This is a genomic window from Caballeronia sp. INML2, from assembly GCF_023631365.1.
Taxonomy (GTDB): Bacteria; Pseudomonadota; Gammaproteobacteria; order Burkholderiales; family Burkholderiaceae; genus Caballeronia; species Caballeronia turbans.
Window position 1 is genome coordinate 144,417 of the sequence record NZ_JALQDH010000002.1, and the last position, 16,673, is coordinate 161,089.

The following is a 16,673-nucleotide window of genomic DNA, read 5'->3' on the forward strand; positions in this document are numbered from 1 at the left end:
AACGCGCCGATGGTGACTCAAGCATGACACTCGACATTACCCAGTTCTATCAAACCTTCTTCGACGAAGCGGATGAACTGCTCGCGCAGATGGAGCAACTGCTGCTCGTTCTGGACATCGCGAATCCGGACCCGGAAGATCTCGCGGCGATCTTTCGCGCGGCGCATTCGATCAAGGGCGGCGCGGCGACATTCGGCTTCACCGCGCTCACCGAAACGACGCACATCCTCGAATCGCTGCTGGACCGGGCGCGTAACAACGAGCTCGTCCTGCGCCGCGACATGATCGACACGTTCCTCGCGACGAAGGACGTGCTCTCGGATCAGCTTGCCGCTTATCGCGCGAGCGCGGAGCCGGATGCGGCCGCGGCCGCGGCGATCTGCGCAAAGCTGGAACGCCTGAAGAACGAGCACGCCGAAGGCGGCCAGGCGAGCCAGATCGAGCCGCCCGCGCTGCCGGGCACGGAGAACGAAGCGGCAAGCAAAGCGGCGACCATGAACGCCGCGCCCGCCTACGAAGGCCCGAACGCGCCGCCCGTGCATGTGATCGCGCAGGCGACGGACGCGATCGAGGACGACGGCAACTGGGACGGCGCGTTCGAGCTGACCGATGGGAACACGAATGCAGGAGCCGCTGCCGGCACGCCGGCGGCGGAAGCAGGACCCCACCTGAAAATTACGCTACGGGGGGTGGGCGAGAAGGACCTGGCGACTCTGATCGAGGAGCTGGGGAATCTGGGAAGCATCGTCGGAGACAAGAAGACGGACGCCGAGTATGTGGTTTGGCTCGACTCGGACGTCCCGGCCGACGATATCGTCGCCGTGTGCTGCTTCGTGATCGACGAAACGCAGATCACGATCGGCCGTGGCGACGCGGCGGCGCAATCCGCCGAAGCAGCGCCAGCAGTACCGGCAGTGCAACCCACGCTACACGAGGAGCCGAAGCAATCGCAGGCGCACGCAGCGCCCGCATCCGCGGCTGGCAAGGAAGCAGTGAAAGAAGAATCGGCGGCGGCGGCGGGCTTGCAGGTCCCGTCCGCTGCCCAACCGACGAAATCCGCGGCGAGCGACGCCGAGAAGAAAGGGCGCCCGCAGGCCGCCGCATCGGCGGAAGGCAGCTCGATTCGCGTCGGCGTGGAGAAGGTCGATCAGCTCATCAATCTGGTGGGCGAGCTCGTCATCACGCAGGCGATGCTCGCGGAAACCACGAGCACGTTCGATCCCGCCTTGCACGACCGTCTTTTCAACGGCATGGCGCAGCTCGAGCGCAACGCGCGCGACCTGCAAGAGGCCGTCATGTCCATCCGCATGATGCCGATGGATTACGTATTCAGCCGCTTCCCGCGCCTCGTGCGCGACATCGCCGGCAAGCTCGGCAAGGAAGTGGAGCTCGTCACGTTCGGTCAGGCGACCGAGCTCGACAAGAGCCTGATCGAGCGCATCATCGATCCGCTCACGCACCTCGTGCGCAACTCGCTCGATCACGGCATCGAGACCGTGGAAGCGCGCCGCGCGGCGGGCAAGTCCACCACCGGCCAGCTCGTGCTGTCGGCGGCGCATCACGGCGGCAACATCGTCATCGAAGTGAGCGACGACGGCGCCGGCCTGCGCCGCGACAAGATTCTCGCGAAGGCGCAGAAGCAGGGCATGCAGGTTTCCGAGTCCATGAGCGACGAAGAAGTCTGGCAACTCATCTTCATGCCGGGCTTCTCGACCGCCGAACAGGTGACCGATATTTCCGGCCGCGGCGTCGGCATGGACGTGGTGAAGCGCAACATCCAGTCGATGGGCGGCCATGTCGAAATCATGTCGCGCCAGGGCGCGGGCACGACGACGAAGATCGTGCTGCCGCTCACGCTCGCGATTCTCGACGGCATGTCGGTGAAGGTCGGCAACGAGATCTTCATTCTGCCGCTGAACTTCGTGATGGAGTCGCTGCAGCCGGTCGCCGAAGACATCTACACGGTCGCGAACGGCGAGCGCGTCGTGCGTGTGCGCGGCGAATATCTGCCGCTCGTCGCGCTGCATCGCGTGTTCGACGTCGAAGGCGCGCGCACCGAGCCCACGCAGGGCATCGTCACCATCATGCAGACGGAAGGACGCCGCTTTGCGATGCTGATCGACGAGCTCGTCGGCCAGCAGCAGGTCGTCGTCAAGAACCTCGAAACGAATTACCGCAAGGTGCACGGCATTTCCGCCGCGACCATCCTGGGCGACGGCAGTGTGGCGCTGATCGTCGACGTGGCCGCGCTCAACCGCGAATCGCGCGCACAGCACGGCGCGCACTCTCACTAACACCATCAGACCAACGACAGGCCAAAAGGGAGCTCTCGTGGCAGACATTCAATCGATTCAAAACGCATCGCAGACCGGCACCATGCGTCGCGACGCCCAGCACGCCGAAGCCGCCGGACAGGAATTCCTCGTGTTCACGCTCGGCGCCGAGGAATACGGCATCGACATTCTGAAGGTGCAGGAAATTCGCGGCTACGACAACGTTACACGCATCGCGAATGCGCCCGCGTTCATCAAGGGCGTGATCAACCTGCGCGGCATCATCGTGCCGATCGTCGACATGCGCATCAAGTTCAATCTGGGCCGCGTCGAGTACGACAACCAGACGGTCGTGATCATCCTGAACGTCGCGCATCGCGTGGTCGGCATGGTGGTCGACGGCGTGTCGGACGTGCTCACGCTCACGCAGGAGCAGGTCATGCCCGCGCCCGAATTCGGCGGCACGCTGGCGACGGAATATCTGACGGGCCTCGGCACCGTCGACGGCCGCATGCTGATCCTGATGGACATCGAAAAGCTCATGACGAGCCGCGAGATGGAGTTGATCGACTCCGTCGCCGCATAACGAGCGAAGCGAGAAAGAAGCCATGCTGAAGAAGTTGTCGATCCGCACGACGCTCACGCTCGTTGCCTTGCTGTTCACCGGATGCGCGGCGCTGATCGGCGCGCTCGCGCTCACCGGGCTCAACTCCGCCGGCGCATCGCTTGCGTCGCTCGCGCAGGAAGACCTGGTCGCGATGCGCGCGCTGTCGGAAACGTCGTCGTATTTGTTGCGCTCGCGCATCACGCTCGACCGCGTGCGCTCGCTCACCGAAGCGGGCAGCACGGAAGAAGCGAAGAAGGCGATCGATCGCGGCCAGTATCTGCTCGACAAGAGCAACGAAAACTGGAAGCTCTACCTCGACACGCCGAAGCCGATGCTGCCGAAGGAAACGCTCGACGCGCTCGTGACTCAACGCGACGCGCTCGTGAAGACCGGCGTGGAGCCGGAATTCGCCGCAATCCGTGCGAACGACATGGCCGCGTATCACGCGATCGCCGACACGAAGATCAGCCCGATGTTCGTCTCGTTCGATCAGGCGGTGACGGCCGCGGTGGCGTCGCATCAGGAGCACGCGGAACGTTCGCGCACGAGCACGGCTTCGCATATCGCGGCGCTCAACATGGCGATCGGCGCGGTGCTCGTGCTCGCGGTGCTGATGCTGATCGGCACCCGCATGGCGCTCTCGAGCCTCATCGTCAAGCCGATCAACGATGCCGTCGATCACTTCGACCGCATCTCGCGCGGCGATCTCACGCAGTCCGCGCACACCGACCGGACCAACGAAATCGGCCGCCTGTTCGCGGGCATCGAACGCATGCGCGGCAACCTGACCGCGATGGTCGGCTCGGTGCATCGCGGCGCGGAATCGATCGATGTCGGCGCGCATGAAATCGCGAGCGGCAACACGGATCTGTCGCAGCGCACGGAGGAGCAGGCGGCGTCACTGCAGGAAACGGCGTCGAGCATGGAAGAGCTGACGAGCACCGTGAAGCAGAACGCCGACAACGCACGCCAGGCGAGCCAGCTCGCGGTGAGCGCATCGGATATCGCGTCGCGGGGCGGCGCGGTCGTGGAGCAGGTCGTCGAGACGATGCACGCGATCGCGTCGAGCTCGAGCAAGGTCGTCGACATCATCGGCGTGATCGAAGGCATCGCGTTCCAGACCAACATTCTCGCGTTGAACGCGGCCGTCGAAGCGGCGCGTGCGGGCGAGGAAGGCCGCGGCTTCGCGGTGGTCGCAGGTGAAGTGCGCTCGCTCGCGCAACGCAGCGCGGCGGCGGCAAAGGAGATCAAGGCACTGATCGGCGATTCGGCCGCGAAGGTCGACAGCGGCACGGAACTCGTCGCGCGCGCCGGCCAGACCATGGGCGAGATCGTGCAGGCGGTGCGCCGCGTGACCGACATCATGGGCGAAATCAGCGCGGCGTCCGAAGAGCAGTCCGACGGCATCGAGCAGGTCAACCGCGCCGTCACGCAGATGGACAGCGTGACGCAGCAGAACGCCGCGCTCGTCGAGCAGGCGGCGGCGGCCGCGGCGTCGCTCGAAGAGCAGACGCGCCAGTTGAAGGACGTGGTCGCGCAATGGCGCCTCGAAAGCGCGGCGCCGGTGCGCGCGAGCGCATCGACGGCGGCGGCGCGCATCAAGGCGTCGGCACCGGCGGCGCGCATCGAGCCTTCGGCTGTTCCCGCGCCGACAGTCGAAAAGCGCGTGACGCCCGCAGGAAACGCGAAAGTTGCGCCGGAAGCGGCCGTTATCAAGGAAGCAGGCAAGCCCGCCAGCAAGCCGACGGTCAAGCCCGCCAGCGTCGTGAAGTCCGCACCCGCGCCGCGCGCCAAGGCGACGACCGCCGACGACGGCGACTGGGAAACCTTCTAACCGAATCCGAAACGAACACGGCCATGCAGGCATCGCGCATCAGGATCGAAAGCCGGCGTTTCATCGAAACGCACGGCGCGCGCGAGTCCGCATGGCCACGCGCGAAGAACGCGCCCCATCCGGCGCCGCTAAGGGTGTCAAGGAAGCACGAAACATCATGATGGCAACGCGCAACCCGCGCATCGAGCTGGCCGCCAGTGTGCGCGGTCCGGAAGTCGAGCGCGATTTCGAATTCACGACGGCGGACTTTGCCCGCATCCGCGAGCTGATTCATCGGCGCGCGGGCATCTCGCTGTCGGATCACAAACGCGACATGGCGTACAGCCGCCTCGCGCGCCGACTGCGCGCCTGCGGCATCGACACGTTCAGGCAGTATCTCGATCGCCTCGAAACGAACGACGACAACGCCGAGTGGGAAGCGTTCGTCAATGCGCTCACCACGAACCTCACGGCGTTCTTTCGCGAGTCGCATCACTTTCCGATTCTCGCGGAGTTCGTGAAACGTCGGCAGCAGCCGTTCTCTGTGTGGTGCTCGGCGGCATCGACGGGCGAGGAGCCGTATTCCATCGCGATGACGCTCGTCGAAGCGCTGGGCGAGCACGCGGCGCGCCAGTGCACGGTGTTCGCGAGCGACATCGACAGCCAGGTGCTCGCGAAGGCCGAAGCGGGCGTGTATTCGCTCGATCAGGTGAAGGCGTTGTCCGTCGAGCGGCTCAAGCGTTTCTTCCTGAAGGGCACGGGTTCGCACGCGGGGCTCGTGAAAGTGCGCCCCGAACTGCGCGCGATGGTGAACTTCGGCCGCGTCAATCTGACGGATGCGCGCTACGACGTGAAAGGCCCGTTCGACGCGATCTTCTGCCGCAACGTGATGATCTACTTCGACAAGCCGACGCAAGGGCAAGTGCTTTCGCGCTTCGAACCGCTGATGAAGCCGGGCGCGCTGTTGTTCGCGGGGCATTCGGAGAACTTCACGTATGTATCGCAGGCGTTCAGGCTGCGCGGGCAGACCGTGTACGAGCTGTCGCGCGACCTGAAGCCGACGGCAAAGCCGCAGCGCGCGCTCGCTGGGGAGGCGGCATGAGCGGACTGCCGATCGCGTCGAATCTCTATTTCGACAATCATTTCAAGAAGCCGGGCGTAAAGCTCCTGCCGAACGAGTTCTACATGACGAGCGAGGACATGGTGCTCGTCACCGTGCTCGGGTCGTGCGTGGCGGCGTGCATCAATGACCGCACGGCGGGCATCGGCGGAATGAATCACTTCATGCTGCCCGACGACGGTTCCGACGCGTCGCATGCATCGTCCGATTCGATGCGCTACGGCGCCTACGCGATGGAAGTGCTCATCAACGAGCTCATCAAGCGCGGCGGCCGGCGCGAGCGCTTCGAAGCGAAAGTGTTCGGCGGCGGCGCGGTGCTCGCGGGCATGACGACCATCAATATCGGCGATCGCAATTCGGAGTTCGTGCGGCGCTATCTCGCCCTGGAGAAGATTCGCATCGTCGCCGAGGATTTGCAGGGCATGCATCCGCGCAAGGTCGCGTTCATGCCGCGCTCGGGCCAGGTGATGGTCAAGAAGCTGAAGACCGCGCACGATCCGATCGTGGTCGAACGCGAGCAGGCGCTCGTGCAGCGCACGCCGGAAGAGCGCGCCGAGCGGCTTGCGAAGGCGCGTGCGCGCGTCGAATTGTTTCAGTCGAACGCGACGGTCGCGAAGCCGCGCGCGGAGTTGTTCACGGCGCAGGGCAAGCCGCGCGCGGAACTGTTCACATCGCGCATGAAGACCGTGGAGGAAGCATGACACTCACCCACGCAACGAATACGAAGGCGCAGGCCGTGCCGACGATCAAGGTGCTGTGCGTCGACGACTCGGCGCTCGTGCGCAGCCTGATGACCGAGATCATCAATTCGCAGCCCGACATGCACGTGTGCGCGACCGCGCCGGACCCGCTCGTCGCGCGCGAGCTGATCAAGCTGCACAACCCGGACGTGCTCACGCTCGATGTCGAAATGCCGCGCATGGACGGCCTCGATTTTCTCGAGAAGCTGATGCGCCTGCGGCCGATGCCGGTCGTGATGGTGTCGTCGCTGACCGAGCGCGGCAACGAAATCACGCTGCGCGCGCTGGAGCTCGGCGCGGTCGATTTCGTCACGAAGCCGAAGGTCGGCATTCGCGACGGCATGCTCGACTACGCCGAAAAGCTCGCGGACAAGATTCGCGCCGCGTCGCGCGCCCGCGTGAAGCAGACCACGCACGCGGCGGGCGCGCCGTCGAACGCGGCTGCGCACAAGCCCGCGCCGCATTTCAACAATCCGCTCGTGTCGACGGAAAAGCTCGTGATCGTCGGGGCTTCGACGGGCGGCACGGAAGCCATCCGCGAAGTGCTCGTGCCGCTGCCGCCCGATGCGCCCGCGGTGCTGATCGCGCAACACATGCCGCCGGGCTTCACGAAGTCGTTCGCGCAGCGCCTGAACGGCCTGTGCCGTATCACCGTGAAGGAAGCGGAGCACGGCGAGCGCGTGCTGCCGGGTCACGCCTATATCGCGCCGGGCCACGCGCATCTGGTGCTCGCGCGAAGCGGGGCGAACTATGTCGCGCATCTGTCGGATGCACCGCCGGTAAACCGGCATCGGCCGTCGGTCGACGTGCTGTTCCGCTCGGCGGCGCAGCACGCGGGCAAGAACGCCATCGGCGTGATCCTGACCGGCATGGGCCGCGACGGCGCCGCCGGTCTGCTCGACATGCAGCAGGCGGGCGCATACACGCTCGCGCAGGACGAAGCGAGCTGCGTGGTGTTCGGCATGCCGCGCGAAGCAATTGCAATGGGCGGCGCAAGCGAAGTCGCGCCGCTCTCTGAAATGAGCCGGCGCGTGATGGCGCGCCTTGCCTCGATGGGCGAACGCGTGCAGCGCGTCTGAACTTTTTGGATTTAAGCGGCGCGGCCGCGTTGAGAACTCAAGGGAGTAAAGATGGACAAGAACATGAAGATCCTCGTCGTCGACGATTTTCCGACGATGCGCCGTATCGTGCGTAACCTGCTCAAGGAACTGGGCTACGGCAACGTCGACGAAGCCGAAGACGGCGCGGCGGGTCTCGCACGCCTGCGCGGCGGCGGCTTCGACTTCGTGATCACCGACTGGAACATGCCGAACCTCGACGGCCTTTCGATGCTGCAGCAGATCCGCGCGGACGCGGCGCTCGCGCATCTGCCGGTGCTGATGGTGACGGCGGAGTCGAAGAAGGAAAACATCATCGCGGCGGCGCAAGCGGGCGCGAACGGTTATGTGGTGAAGCCCTTCACGGCCGCCACGCTCGACGAGAAGCTCACCAAGATTCTCGAGAAGATGGCCAAAGCCGGGAGCTGATCGTGAACGATCTGACCACTGAATTCGCAGCCGCGGTTGCCGAAAGCGAAGGCGATCCGTCGAGCGATCGCATCCTCGCGCGCATCGGGCAACTGACGCGCACCTTGCGCGACTCGATGCGCGAGCTCGGCCTCGACAAGCAGGTCGAAGCCGCCGCGCAAGCCGTGCCCGACGCGCGCGACCGGTTGAAATACGTCGCGACGATGACGGAGCAGGCCGCCGAGCGCGCGCTCAACGCGATCGAGCTCGCGAAGCCCGTGCAGGAAGCGATGCAGACGGAGGCGCAGTCGCTCGATGCGCGCTGGGCCAAATGGTACGAGGCGCCGCTCGCGCAGGGCGAAGCGGGCGAGCTTCTCGCGCAGACGCGCACGTTCCTGCAAAGCGTGCCCGAGCGGACCCAGGCGACCAACGCGCAGCTGCTCGAAATCATGCTCGCGCAGGACTTTCAGGATCTGACCGGGCAGGTGATCAAGAAGATCACGGACGTCGTGTATCTGATCGAGCAACAATTGCTGGGTGTGTTGCTCGAAAATATCGCGCCAGAGCGGCGCGAGCAGTTCGCGGCATCGGCGGCGGCGTTGATGTCATCGGCGACCGGCAGTCCGGAAGGCCTGCTCAACGGACCGCAGATCAATCCGGAAGGGCGCAGCGACGTCGTGCAGGATCAATCGCAAGTGGACGATCTGCTCGCGAGTCTCGGCTTCTGAGGCGTTTCGTAAGTAGCCGTCAATTCGACGTACGCAGCGTTGCAAGTCACGCGAAGCGCATACCATTGCGCTTCGCGTTTTTTATTGTGTGCGCTCGCGAACGTTTGGTCTATTCCTCGTGGCTGGCATACTGGCGATATCCCGTGCTCGAAAAAACAGGGACGAATTCCAGTGGCGCATCTGTCACTTAATCGTCAAGAGCCGGCCGCGAGCAGAGGCGCGCGGGCAATCAGTAACCCAGAGGAGGCCCAGTGAAGGCACCGAAGCAATCCCGTCATGGGCATCTTGTAAGCGCGCTCGCGTTCGTCGCCGGCGCGTTGAGCGTGTGCGCAGCCGCACCCGCCTATGCAGTGCTCGGCGGCGAGCCGATGAACGCGCCGCAGGGCGCCACCGCTGAATCCACGAAAGCGGTCGCGCGCGCAGCGGTCGCAAGCGGTGCGTCGAACGCATCGGCGACATCGGCGTCGAACTACACCGTTCGCTCGACCACGCTCGCGAGCGGCACGATCGTCAATGAATACCTGTCCGCGCAGGGCGTCGTGTTCGGCATCGCGTGGCATGGGCCGCGCGTGCCGGATCTCGCCAGCCTGCTCGGCAACTATTTCCCGCAGTATCAGCAGGGCCTGAAGGCGCAGCGCGCCGCACGCGGCGGCCGTGGGCCGGTGAGCGTGCAGGGTTCCGGGCTCGTCGTGGAATCGGGCGGTCACATGGGCTCGTTCGCGGGCAGCGCGTATTTGCCGCAATCGTTGCCCGCCGGCGTGTCCGCCAGCGATATCCAGTAAGCGACGGGAGTCTCAGTATGCATCGAACGACAAGCGGTGATCCCGCCATCTCTTCCTCCCGACGCGGCGGCTTCGCCCGCTGGCTCGGCGTGCTCTGTCTTTCCGTCATGCTCGCGGCGTGCGGCGGCGGCGGCGGCGACGACTCCAGTTCCAGCAGCGGCGGCTCGTCCGGCGGCGGCTCCGGCGGCGGCTCGGGTGGCGGCAGCTCGAGCACCAGCAGCGCGAACGCGCAGCCCATCGCGCCCAACGGCACGAACGCGGTGCCGATCAACGTCAACTCGGGCGTCGCGGGCTTCGTCAACATTCCGAACGTGTCGGTGACGGTGTGCGCGCCGGGCTCGTCGGTGTGCCAGCAGATCAACAACATTCAGCTCGATACAGCGTCGTTCGGCCTGCGCATTCTCGGATCGGCGGCGCAATCCGTGCTCGGCAGTCTGCCCGGTTCGCGCGCATCGAACGGCGGTCAACTCGCCGAATGCGCGGGCTTCGCCGACGGCTATACGTGGGGCACCGTGCGCACCGCCGACGTGAAGATGGGTACGGAAGTCGCGTCGAACGTGCCGATCCAGATCATCGGCGACCTCGACGCGTCGGCGGCGCCGACCGGCGATAACGGCTGTCCGTCCGGCAGCGACGAAAATACGATCGACGACATCGGCGCGAACGGCATTCTCGGCATCGGCCCGCAAACGTACGACTGCGGCAACGGATGCGTAAGCACGTCGCTCAACGCAATGTACTTCTCGTGCAATAACGGCGCGAATTGCTCGCCCGTCGCCGTGCCGCTCGCGCAGCAGGTGACGAATCCCGTCACGAAGTTCGCGGTCAACAACAACGGCGTGATCGTGCAGTTGCCGCCGGTCCCCGATAACGGCGCGGCCAGTGCGACCGGCGTGCTGATATTCGGCATCGGCACGCAGAGCAACAATTCGGTGAGCAACGTGACGAAGTACGGCACGGACCCCTACGGCGACCTGAGCGGCACCTACAAGGGGAAGACGTACAAGACGTTCTTCGACACGGGATCGAACGGCAACTTCTTCCAGGACAGCTTCCCGCTGTGCTCGAGTTCGAGTGCGTTCTATTGCCCGAGCTCGCAGCAGTCACTGTCGACGACGATCGCCGGCACGGAAGGCAACAGCGCGGTCGTGCCGTTCCTGCTCGCCAACGCGAGCACGCTGACACAGGGCAGGAGCAAGTTCGCCTTCAATAGTCTCGGCGGCCAGTTGGGCATGTCCAACTTCTTCGACTTCGGCCTGCCGTTCTTCTTCGGCAGGCATGTGTATGTCGGATACGAGTTGCCGAACAACCGGGCTTATATCGCGTTCTGATGTGCCGATGACCTGACCGGGATGATTCCGGTCAGGCGCTCCGCCAAATGAAAGACCGGCTGCGTTTTGTGCGCAGCCGGTTTTTTTTCACTCGCCCGCGCGCGGCTTGCGCGGGGCGCGCTCGGCGAGCGCGTCGTAGAGCCAGCGCGGCAACGCGTGCATCAGCGCGCCTGCTATGCGCATCTGCCAGGGAAAGGTCGCATAGCGCACCTTGCGTTCGATCGCGTCGGCGGTTTTCTCGGCGAAGCGGTCGGCGTCCATGAGAAAGGGCATCCGATACGGATTGTGCGCGGTCATCTCCGAGCGCACGTAGCCCGGCGCGATCGTGACGACGGCTACGCCAAGGGGTCGCATCTCGACGCGCAAGGCTTCGAGATATTTCGCCACCGCCGATTTCGACGCGCTGTACGCACCGCCGCCCGGCAATCCGCGCACGCCCGCGACGCTCGCAATGCCGACGAGCGTCCCGTGCCGCGCGGTTGTCATCGACGCGACGAAGGGCTCGAATGTCGCGACCATGCCGAAGTAGTTCACGTCCATCACGGCGCGGAAGGTGTCGAGATCGCCGTGGCCTGTCAGCGCGCCGCGGCTCATGCCGGCGTTCGCAATGACGATATCCGCCGCGCCGTGCTCCGCGATGAAGCGGCGCGCGGCATCGGCGAGTGCGTCGGCGTCCCGCACGTCGGCGGGGTAAATCGAGATGGTGCTTTGAGGATGGCGGGCCGCGAAGGCGGCGAGGGAATCGGCGCGGCGGGCAACGAGGCCGAGCACGGCCCCGCGCTTTACATATTCCTCGGCCAGTGCGAGGCCGATGCCGCTCGATGCGCCGGTGATGAAGACCTTCAGGCGAACTGCAGTCATGCCGGCGAACGGGATTACAGCTTCTTGTCGCGGACTTGCTGAACGAGGAAGTCCATCACCTGCGTCGTGCCCGGCAGGCTGTTGGTCATCGCCGGACCGGTTTCGTACTTGCCCTGCACGACGATCGTCGGCACGCCGTCGATCTTGTAATCCTGCAGCAACTTGGCGTCGCGCTGCACCGCGCTTTGCGTCGAGAACGAGTTATACGCGTCCATGTACTTCTTCGGATCGACGCCCTGCGTCTTGAGGAAGTCCGCCTGCGCCTGCGGCGTCAGCAGATAGTTCTTCTTCACGTGGATCTCGTTGAACACGGCCGGCGTGACCTTCTCGGCGACGCCGAGCGCATCGAGCGCGTGATACATCTTCGAGTGCGGGATGAAGTCGTCGCGGAACGCCACCGGCACGCGCTTGAACACCACGTCCGGGCCTTGCTTCTTCGCCCATGCCTCGATGTACGGCTCGAATTCGTTGCAGTGCGGGCAGCCGTACCAGAAGAATTCGATGACCTCGACCTTGCCTGCGGGCGACGCGATCGGCTGAGCCGCCTGCAGCACGGTGTAGTCCTTGCCTGCGGTGGGCGCGGCCATCGCCGAACTCGCGACGCTCATCGATGCGGCTGCGATGCCAAGGGAGAGAGCCAACGCGCTAAAGATTTTTTTCATGATTGAGGAGGGTACGCAATGGATACGCGACGGAACAAAAAGCAGGTGCATAAGTGGGACATACGACGCTTAAGCCACACTTAAACGCCCGGGCGCTTGCGCCTGCGCGGCCGTCTCGCGGCCGCGCACACACGCGATTTCGTTTGCTGCGTTATTGCTTCGAGAAACGGATCACGGCCGTATCGACGCCCGCGTCGGACAGCCGCTGACGCGCGGTGTTCATGTCCTCGAACTTCGCGAACGGCCCGATGCGCACGCGATAGTACGTCACACCGCCCGCATCGCGCTGCGTGACCTTCGATTCGAAGCCCTGGAAGCCGAGACGCGCGCGCTGCTGCTCGGCATCCGCCTGGGTCTTGTATGCGCCCACTTGCAGGAAATAACCGGTGTTCGGTTCGCCGGGCGCGGGCGGCGTGGCCTTCGCCGTAGCGGGCGCCGAGCCGCCCTTCGGCGGCGTGGCGTTGGCGTTGCTCGTTGCGTTCGGCGCGCTTTCGGGCTTCTTCGCGGGCGTCGTGCTCGCGGTCTTCGGCGCGGATGCAGTACCGCCCGACGGCGGCACCTCGACGATTTGCGGCTCGTCGAGCACGCCCGACGACTGCGTCTGGTTGTTGGTCTGGCCCGGCGCGGTGTTCGGCGGCGCAGGCTGCGCGGCTTGCGGCACGGCCTGGCCCGGCGACTTGCCTTGCAGCGGACGGTTCGGGTCGTACGGCTGCGCGGCGGCGGGTGCGGAGTTGGCGTCGGCAGGCGGCGCGACCTTTGCCACGAAGGGCGTGGGCGCGCGCGTGATGTAGAGCGCGACGATCACGGCGATCGCGAGGCCGACGATCAGGCCCAGCACGATGCCGATAAACGTCCCCCCGGTTTGTTTCGACTGCTTCGATGTACGGCGTGGTTGTGCCATCGTATGAATCACCTGCGTGAAAGTCTTCTGGTTGGGCGACGATTATAGCCGTGGGTCAAGACACGCCTGCGCCAGGCTCCCGTCCGCGCACGCCGAAAATTCCGAATTTCGGTGCGCGTAGCGGGGCAGCGGACGATTACATCTTTCGAGGAGCGGAAACGCCGATGGTCGCGAGACCGTTTTCGAGGACCTGGCGCGTGGCGGCCAGCAGCGCGATGCGCGCGGTGCGTTCCTTCTCTTCGTCCACGAGCACGCGCTCCGCATTGTAGAACGAGTGAAATTCGCCAGCGAGGTCGCGCAGATAGAACGCGACCGCGTGCGGCGCGAGCTCGTCGGCGGCGTGGGCGAGCATCTCCGGAAATTCAGCGAGCTTGTTGAGCAGCGCCATCGCACGGTCGCTCGACAGCGGCGAAAGGTCGGCCTGCGCCGCCTTCGACACGTCGCCCGCGTAGCGTTCCTTCCAGTCGCTGAGAATCGTGCAGATGCGCGCGTGCGCGTACTGCACGTAGTAGACCGGGTTTTCGTCGTTCTGCTTGAGCGCGAGGTCGATGTCGAACACGAATTCGGTATCCGCCTTGCGCGAAATGAGGAAGAAGCGCACGGCGTCGCGGCCGCGGCGGATGGTGTCCTCGTCGATCTGGTCAGGCGCGGTTTCGTGGCCCGGCGTGAGGCCGCCCGACCATTCGATCAGATCCCGCACCGTCACGTAGCTGCCCGCGCGCTTGGAGATCTTCACTTCCTGGCCGTCGCGCATGACGGTCACCATCTTGTGCAGCACGTAGTCGGGATAGCCCTTGGGAATGCCGACGCCGAGTCCTTGCAGGCCGGCGCGCACCCGCGCGATCGTGCCGTGATGGTCCGAGCCCTGGATGTTGATGACCTTCGTGTAGCCGCGCTCCCATTTGGTCACGTGATACGCGACGTCCGGCACGAAGTACGTGTAGGTGCCGTCGGACTTCTTCATGACGCGGTCTTTGTCGTCGCCGTCGTCGGTGGTGCGCAGCCACAGCGCGCCGTCCTGCTCGTAGGTCTTGCCTGCATCGACGAGCGCCGCGACCGTCTTCTCGACGCGGCCTTCCTTGTACAGCGACGACTCCAGATAAAACTGGTCGAACTTCACGCCGAACGCGGTCAGATCCATGTCCTGTTCGTGACGCAGATACGCGACCGCGAAATGACGGATGGCTTCGAGATCGTCGACGTCACCTTTGCCCTTGACCGGCTCGCCATCTTTCGCCGCGACGGTTTCGCCCGCCATGTAGTCGCGCGCGATGTCGGCGATGTACTCGCCGTTGTATGCGGCCTCGGGCCACTCGGCGTCGCCCGGCTTGAGGCCGCGCGCGCGCAGTTGCGTCGAGACGGCGAGGTTGTTGATCTGCACGCCCGCGTCGTTGTAGTAGAACTCGCGGTGCACGTCGTAGCCCTGCGTTTCGAGCAGGTTCGAGAGCGCGTCGCCGAGCGCGGCCTGCCGGCCGTGGCCGACGTGCAGCGGGCCGGTCGGATTCGCCGACACGAACTCGACGAGCACGTGCCTGCCCGTGTCGCGCGTCGAGCGGCCGAACGTTGCGCCATCGCCCAGCACGGCCGGGATCACCGCTTGCTTCGCCGTGGCGGCAAGACGCAGATTGATGAAGCCGGGACCCGCCACTTCGGCGCTCTCGACGAGACCCTTCGCGGCCGGAAGACCGAGCAGCGCATCGACGATTTGCTGCGCGAGCTGGCGCGGATTCGCGCGCAGCGGCTTGGCGAGCTGCATCGCGACATTCGATGCCACGTCGCCGTGCGCCGCGACCTTCGGTCGTTCGAGGACGATCGAAGGCGTGACGAAGGCCGCTTCGCTGGCGCCTTGAGTGGCTTGCGCGACCTGCTGGACCGCGTCGGTGATGAGCGTTTCGAGAGTGTGTTTATGTGCGGGCAGCATGCTGAATGTGATCCAGTGGAGCGAGTCCGGATGGGTATGGCGATTGGATTGAGGATGGCGCGCGCTTGCGGCCCGGTTGCGGCTCGTTGCGGACGCCATTCGCCATGTCTGCGAGGCCTCGCAGACATATAACGGACTAAGCCCGGTTATATACCTACAAAGTGGGGATTTTAGCAGGTGCTAATATGTCGAATCAGGGTGTCGTCATGTTGTCAGGGAGACCGGCTCGTCTGCGCGTTTGGTTTGCAAACCGCCCATGACCCAACATAAACAAAAGGACCATGCCATGCTCATCACATTCAAAACTCCTGCCGCACCGGATGTCATGATGCTCGAAGACCTCGCGGAGTACTTGCTCGGCATCATCGGCAAACAGCTCACCGAGAGGGGCGTCGTCACGCACGAAGAACTGCCTTCGGCCATTCAGAAACTCGAAGCCGCTATCGTCACCGACAAGAAAGTGCGCGCCGAGCACGACGGCCATTTCCACGAAGGCGAGGAAGGGCACGAGCCGCACGAGATTCCCATCGGGCTCGCGCAGCGCGCTTATCCGTTCCTCGACATGCTGCGCCTCGCGCAAAAGCACAACACGGATATTCTCTGGGGCGTCTGATTTCACGGATCCGCCGCGCCGGCAAACAAAAACCCGCATCGTTGTGAACTGCACCCCAAAAGTTGGACAACCGTCCAACGACTTGGGGTGTTTTTTATGAGCAAGCACAGCGCGCAATTTAAGCGAGCCGTCGTCGAAGACTATCTGTCAGGCAAATATGGTGGTAGTGGAGCAGTGGCGTATCGGCATGGTGTAGACCACGGTACAGTGCGGATTTGGGTGGCGGCATGGCGCGCGCACGGCGAGGCGGCGTTGCAGAAGAAGTACAGTCGCTACGACGGCCAATTCAAGCTGAAGGTGCTGCAGTTCATGCACACGAAGGCACTGTCGTGTCGAGAGACGGCTGCAATCTTCGATATCCGCAATCCGAGCGTGATCAGTGTCTGGAAGCGCCGGTATGATTCGGGAGGTATGCAGGCCCTTGAGCCGCGCCCCCGAGGACGCTCCGTGAAGCAACCCAAGTCATCTGCGCCGCCTGTGTCGTCGAAATCCGACGAGGCGCGCACGAAGGAAGAGCTCCTGAAGGAGCTGAACTATCTGCGCATGGAGAATGCGTACCTAAAAAAACTCGATGCCTTGATCCGCTCGGAAAGCCCCACAGCGCAGCGCAAAAAGCGCAAATAGTGGCCGGGTTAAGGCATGAGTTTCCGCTCGACGGCTTGCTGAAAGTGGCGGGCCTTGCGCGCAGCACGTTCTATTACCAATGCAAGGCCTCGCAGAAGGCGGACAAACACGCGCAGCTCAAGGCGCGTATCCGTTCTGTCTTCGAGCAGCACAAAGGGCGTTATGGCTATCGGCGCATCACCAGCGCGATCC

Annotated in this window: 17 protein-coding genes; 13 read left to right on the forward strand and 4 right to left on the reverse strand. The window is 64.6% G+C overall.

What is annotated here, in order from left to right; genetic code table 11:
- Positions 1-23 precede the first annotated feature (23 nt).
- The 10 genes from cheA (at position 24) to NCT32_RS00760 (ending at position 10,899) form a co-directional block, all read left to right on the forward strand.
- A complete protein-coding gene (gene cheA, locus NCT32_RS00715; protein ID WP_061116803.1) occupies positions 24-2,294 on the forward strand; it encodes a chemotaxis protein CheA in 2,271 nt (756 codons plus the stop codon).
- 82 nt (positions 2,295-2,376) lie between these two features.
- Positions 2,377-2,859 carry a chemotaxis protein CheW gene (gene cheW, locus NCT32_RS00720; protein WP_086960815.1) on the forward strand — a complete coding sequence of 161 codons (483 nt, stop codon included), beginning with the start codon at positions 2,377-2,379 and terminating at the stop codon, positions 2,857-2,859.
- Positions 2,860-2,881: 22 nt separating this feature from the next.
- Positions 2,882-4,714, forward strand: coding sequence for a methyl-accepting chemotaxis protein (locus tag NCT32_RS00725; protein WP_250476179.1), 1,833 nt, complete (start codon positions 2,882-2,884; stop codon positions 4,712-4,714).
- A gap of 157 nt (positions 4,715-4,871) precedes the next feature.
- Positions 4,872-5,795: a CheR family methyltransferase gene (locus NCT32_RS00730; protein WP_061116940.1), complete on the forward strand. Its 924-nt coding sequence runs from the start codon at positions 4,872-4,874 to the stop codon at positions 5,793-5,795.
- On the forward strand, positions 5,792-6,514 hold the full coding sequence (gene cheD, locus NCT32_RS00735) for a chemoreceptor glutamine deamidase CheD (protein ID WP_061116806.1): 723 nt from the start codon (positions 5,792-5,794) through the stop codon (positions 6,512-6,514). The genes NCT32_RS00730 and cheD overlap by 4 nt, the downstream gene beginning before the upstream one ends.
- Positions 6,511-7,632 (forward strand): chemotaxis response regulator protein-glutamate methylesterase, encoded by a 1,122-nt coding sequence (locus NCT32_RS00740; RefSeq protein WP_061116807.1) that lies wholly within the window; start codon positions 6,511-6,513, stop codon positions 7,630-7,632. The genes cheD and NCT32_RS00740 overlap by 4 nt, the downstream gene beginning before the upstream one ends.
- A gap of 51 nt (positions 7,633-7,683) precedes the next feature.
- Complete coding sequence (gene cheY / locus NCT32_RS00745) at positions 7,684-8,079, forward strand: chemotaxis response regulator CheY (RefSeq protein ID WP_035497920.1); 396 nt, start codon at positions 7,684-7,686, stop codon at positions 8,077-8,079.
- Positions 8,080-8,081: 2 nt separating this feature from the next.
- The gene (cheZ, locus tag NCT32_RS00750; protein WP_061116808.1) at positions 8,082-8,786 is read left to right on the forward strand and encodes a protein phosphatase CheZ; all 705 of its coding nucleotides are present in this window, start codon (positions 8,082-8,084) and stop codon (positions 8,784-8,786) included.
- Positions 8,787-9,037: 251 nt separating this feature from the next.
- Entirely contained in the window at positions 9,038-9,568 is a 531-nt protein-coding gene (locus NCT32_RS00755) for a DUF2844 domain-containing protein (RefSeq protein ID WP_061116809.1), read from the forward strand.
- Positions 9,569-9,585: 17 nt separating this feature from the next.
- A complete protein-coding gene (locus tag NCT32_RS00760) occupies positions 9,586-10,899 on the forward strand; it encodes a DUF3443 domain-containing protein (RefSeq protein ID WP_250476180.1) in 1,314 nt (437 codons plus the stop codon).
- Positions 10,900-10,986: 87 nt separating this feature from the next.
- Here NCT32_RS00760 and NCT32_RS00765 read toward each other — a convergent pair whose 3' ends face one another.
- From NCT32_RS00765 to argS, 4 genes are all read right to left on the reverse strand, one after another.
- Positions 10,987-11,760: an SDR family oxidoreductase gene (locus NCT32_RS00765; RefSeq protein ID WP_061116811.1), complete on the reverse strand. Its 774-nt coding sequence runs from the start codon at positions 11,758-11,760 to the stop codon at positions 10,987-10,989.
- Between the two features lie 14 nt (positions 11,761-11,774).
- Positions 11,775-12,422 carry a thiol:disulfide interchange protein DsbA/DsbL gene (locus tag NCT32_RS00770; RefSeq protein WP_250476181.1) on the reverse strand — a complete coding sequence of 216 codons (648 nt, stop codon included), beginning with the start codon at positions 12,420-12,422 and terminating at the stop codon, positions 11,775-11,777.
- Positions 12,423-12,573: 151 nt separating this feature from the next.
- Positions 12,574-13,323, reverse strand: coding sequence for an SPOR domain-containing protein (locus NCT32_RS00775; RefSeq protein ID WP_250476182.1), 750 nt, complete (start codon positions 13,321-13,323; stop codon positions 12,574-12,576).
- 136 nt (positions 13,324-13,459) lie between these two features.
- The gene (gene argS / locus NCT32_RS00780) at positions 13,460-15,244 is read right to left on the reverse strand and encodes an arginine--tRNA ligase (protein ID WP_250476183.1); all 1,785 of its coding nucleotides are present in this window, start codon (positions 15,242-15,244) and stop codon (positions 13,460-13,462) included.
- 286 nt (positions 15,245-15,530) lie between these two features.
- Here argS and NCT32_RS00785 point away from each other — a divergent pair, with 286 nt between their 5' ends.
- The 3 genes from NCT32_RS00785 to NCT32_RS00795 all read left to right on the forward strand — a co-directional run.
- Positions 15,531-15,857 (forward strand): DUF1840 domain-containing protein, encoded by a 327-nt coding sequence (locus NCT32_RS00785; protein WP_061116941.1) that lies wholly within the window; start codon positions 15,531-15,533, stop codon positions 15,855-15,857.
- Positions 15,858-15,953: 96 nt separating this feature from the next.
- Positions 15,954-16,481 (forward strand): IS3 family transposase, encoded by a 528-nt coding sequence (locus NCT32_RS00790; protein WP_061122038.1) that lies wholly within the window; start codon positions 15,954-15,956, stop codon positions 16,479-16,481.
- The coding region (locus NCT32_RS00795) for an IS3 family transposase (protein WP_250489841.1) at positions 16,481-16,673 on the forward strand (193 nt) is incomplete at its 3' end. The genes NCT32_RS00790 and NCT32_RS00795, both read left to right, overlap by 1 nt.

Excerpts from the sequence above, each read along its gene's own strand:
- NCT32_RS00765 (WP_061116811.1), bottom strand. The coding sequence starts at position 11,760 with ATGACTGCAGTTCGCCTGAAGGTCTTCATCACCGGCGCATCGAGCGGC.
- NCT32_RS00725 (WP_250476179.1), top strand. The coding sequence starts at position 2,882 with ATGCTGAAGAAGTTGTCGATCCGCACGACGCTCACGCTCGTTGCCTTG.
- NCT32_RS00785 (WP_061116941.1), top strand. The coding sequence starts at position 15,531 with ATGCTCATCACATTCAAAACTCCTGCCGCACCGGATGTCATGATGCTC.
- NCT32_RS00740 (WP_061116807.1), top strand. The coding sequence starts at position 6,511 with ATGACACTCACCCACGCAACGAATACGAAGGCGCAGGCCGTGCCGACG.
- cheD (WP_061116806.1), top strand. The coding sequence starts at position 5,792 with ATGAGCGGACTGCCGATCGCGTCGAATCTCTATTTCGACAATCATTTC.
- NCT32_RS00730 (WP_061116940.1), top strand. The coding sequence starts at position 4,872 with ATGATGGCAACGCGCAACCCGCGCATCGAGCTGGCCGCCAGTGTGCGC.
- NCT32_RS00790 (WP_061122038.1), top strand. The coding sequence starts at position 15,954 with ATGAGCAAGCACAGCGCGCAATTTAAGCGAGCCGTCGTCGAAGACTAT.
- cheY (WP_035497920.1), top strand. The coding sequence starts at position 7,684 with ATGGACAAGAACATGAAGATCCTCGTCGTCGACGATTTTCCGACGATG.
- cheW (WP_086960815.1), top strand. The coding sequence starts at position 2,377 with ATGCGTCGCGACGCCCAGCACGCCGAAGCCGCCGGACAGGAATTCCTC.
- NCT32_RS00770 (WP_250476181.1), bottom strand. The coding sequence starts at position 12,422 with ATGAAAAAAATCTTTAGCGCGTTGGCTCTCTCCCTTGGCATCGCAGCC.
- NCT32_RS00760 (WP_250476180.1), top strand. The coding sequence starts at position 9,586 with ATGCATCGAACGACAAGCGGTGATCCCGCCATCTCTTCCTCCCGACGC.
- NCT32_RS00775 (WP_250476182.1), bottom strand. The coding sequence starts at position 13,323 with ATGGCACAACCACGCCGTACATCGAAGCAGTCGAAACAAACCGGGGGG.
- argS (WP_250476183.1), bottom strand. The coding sequence starts at position 15,244 with ATGCTGCCCGCACATAAACACACTCTCGAAACGCTCATCACCGACGCG.
- cheA (WP_061116803.1), top strand. The coding sequence starts at position 24 with ATGACACTCGACATTACCCAGTTCTATCAAACCTTCTTCGACGAAGCG.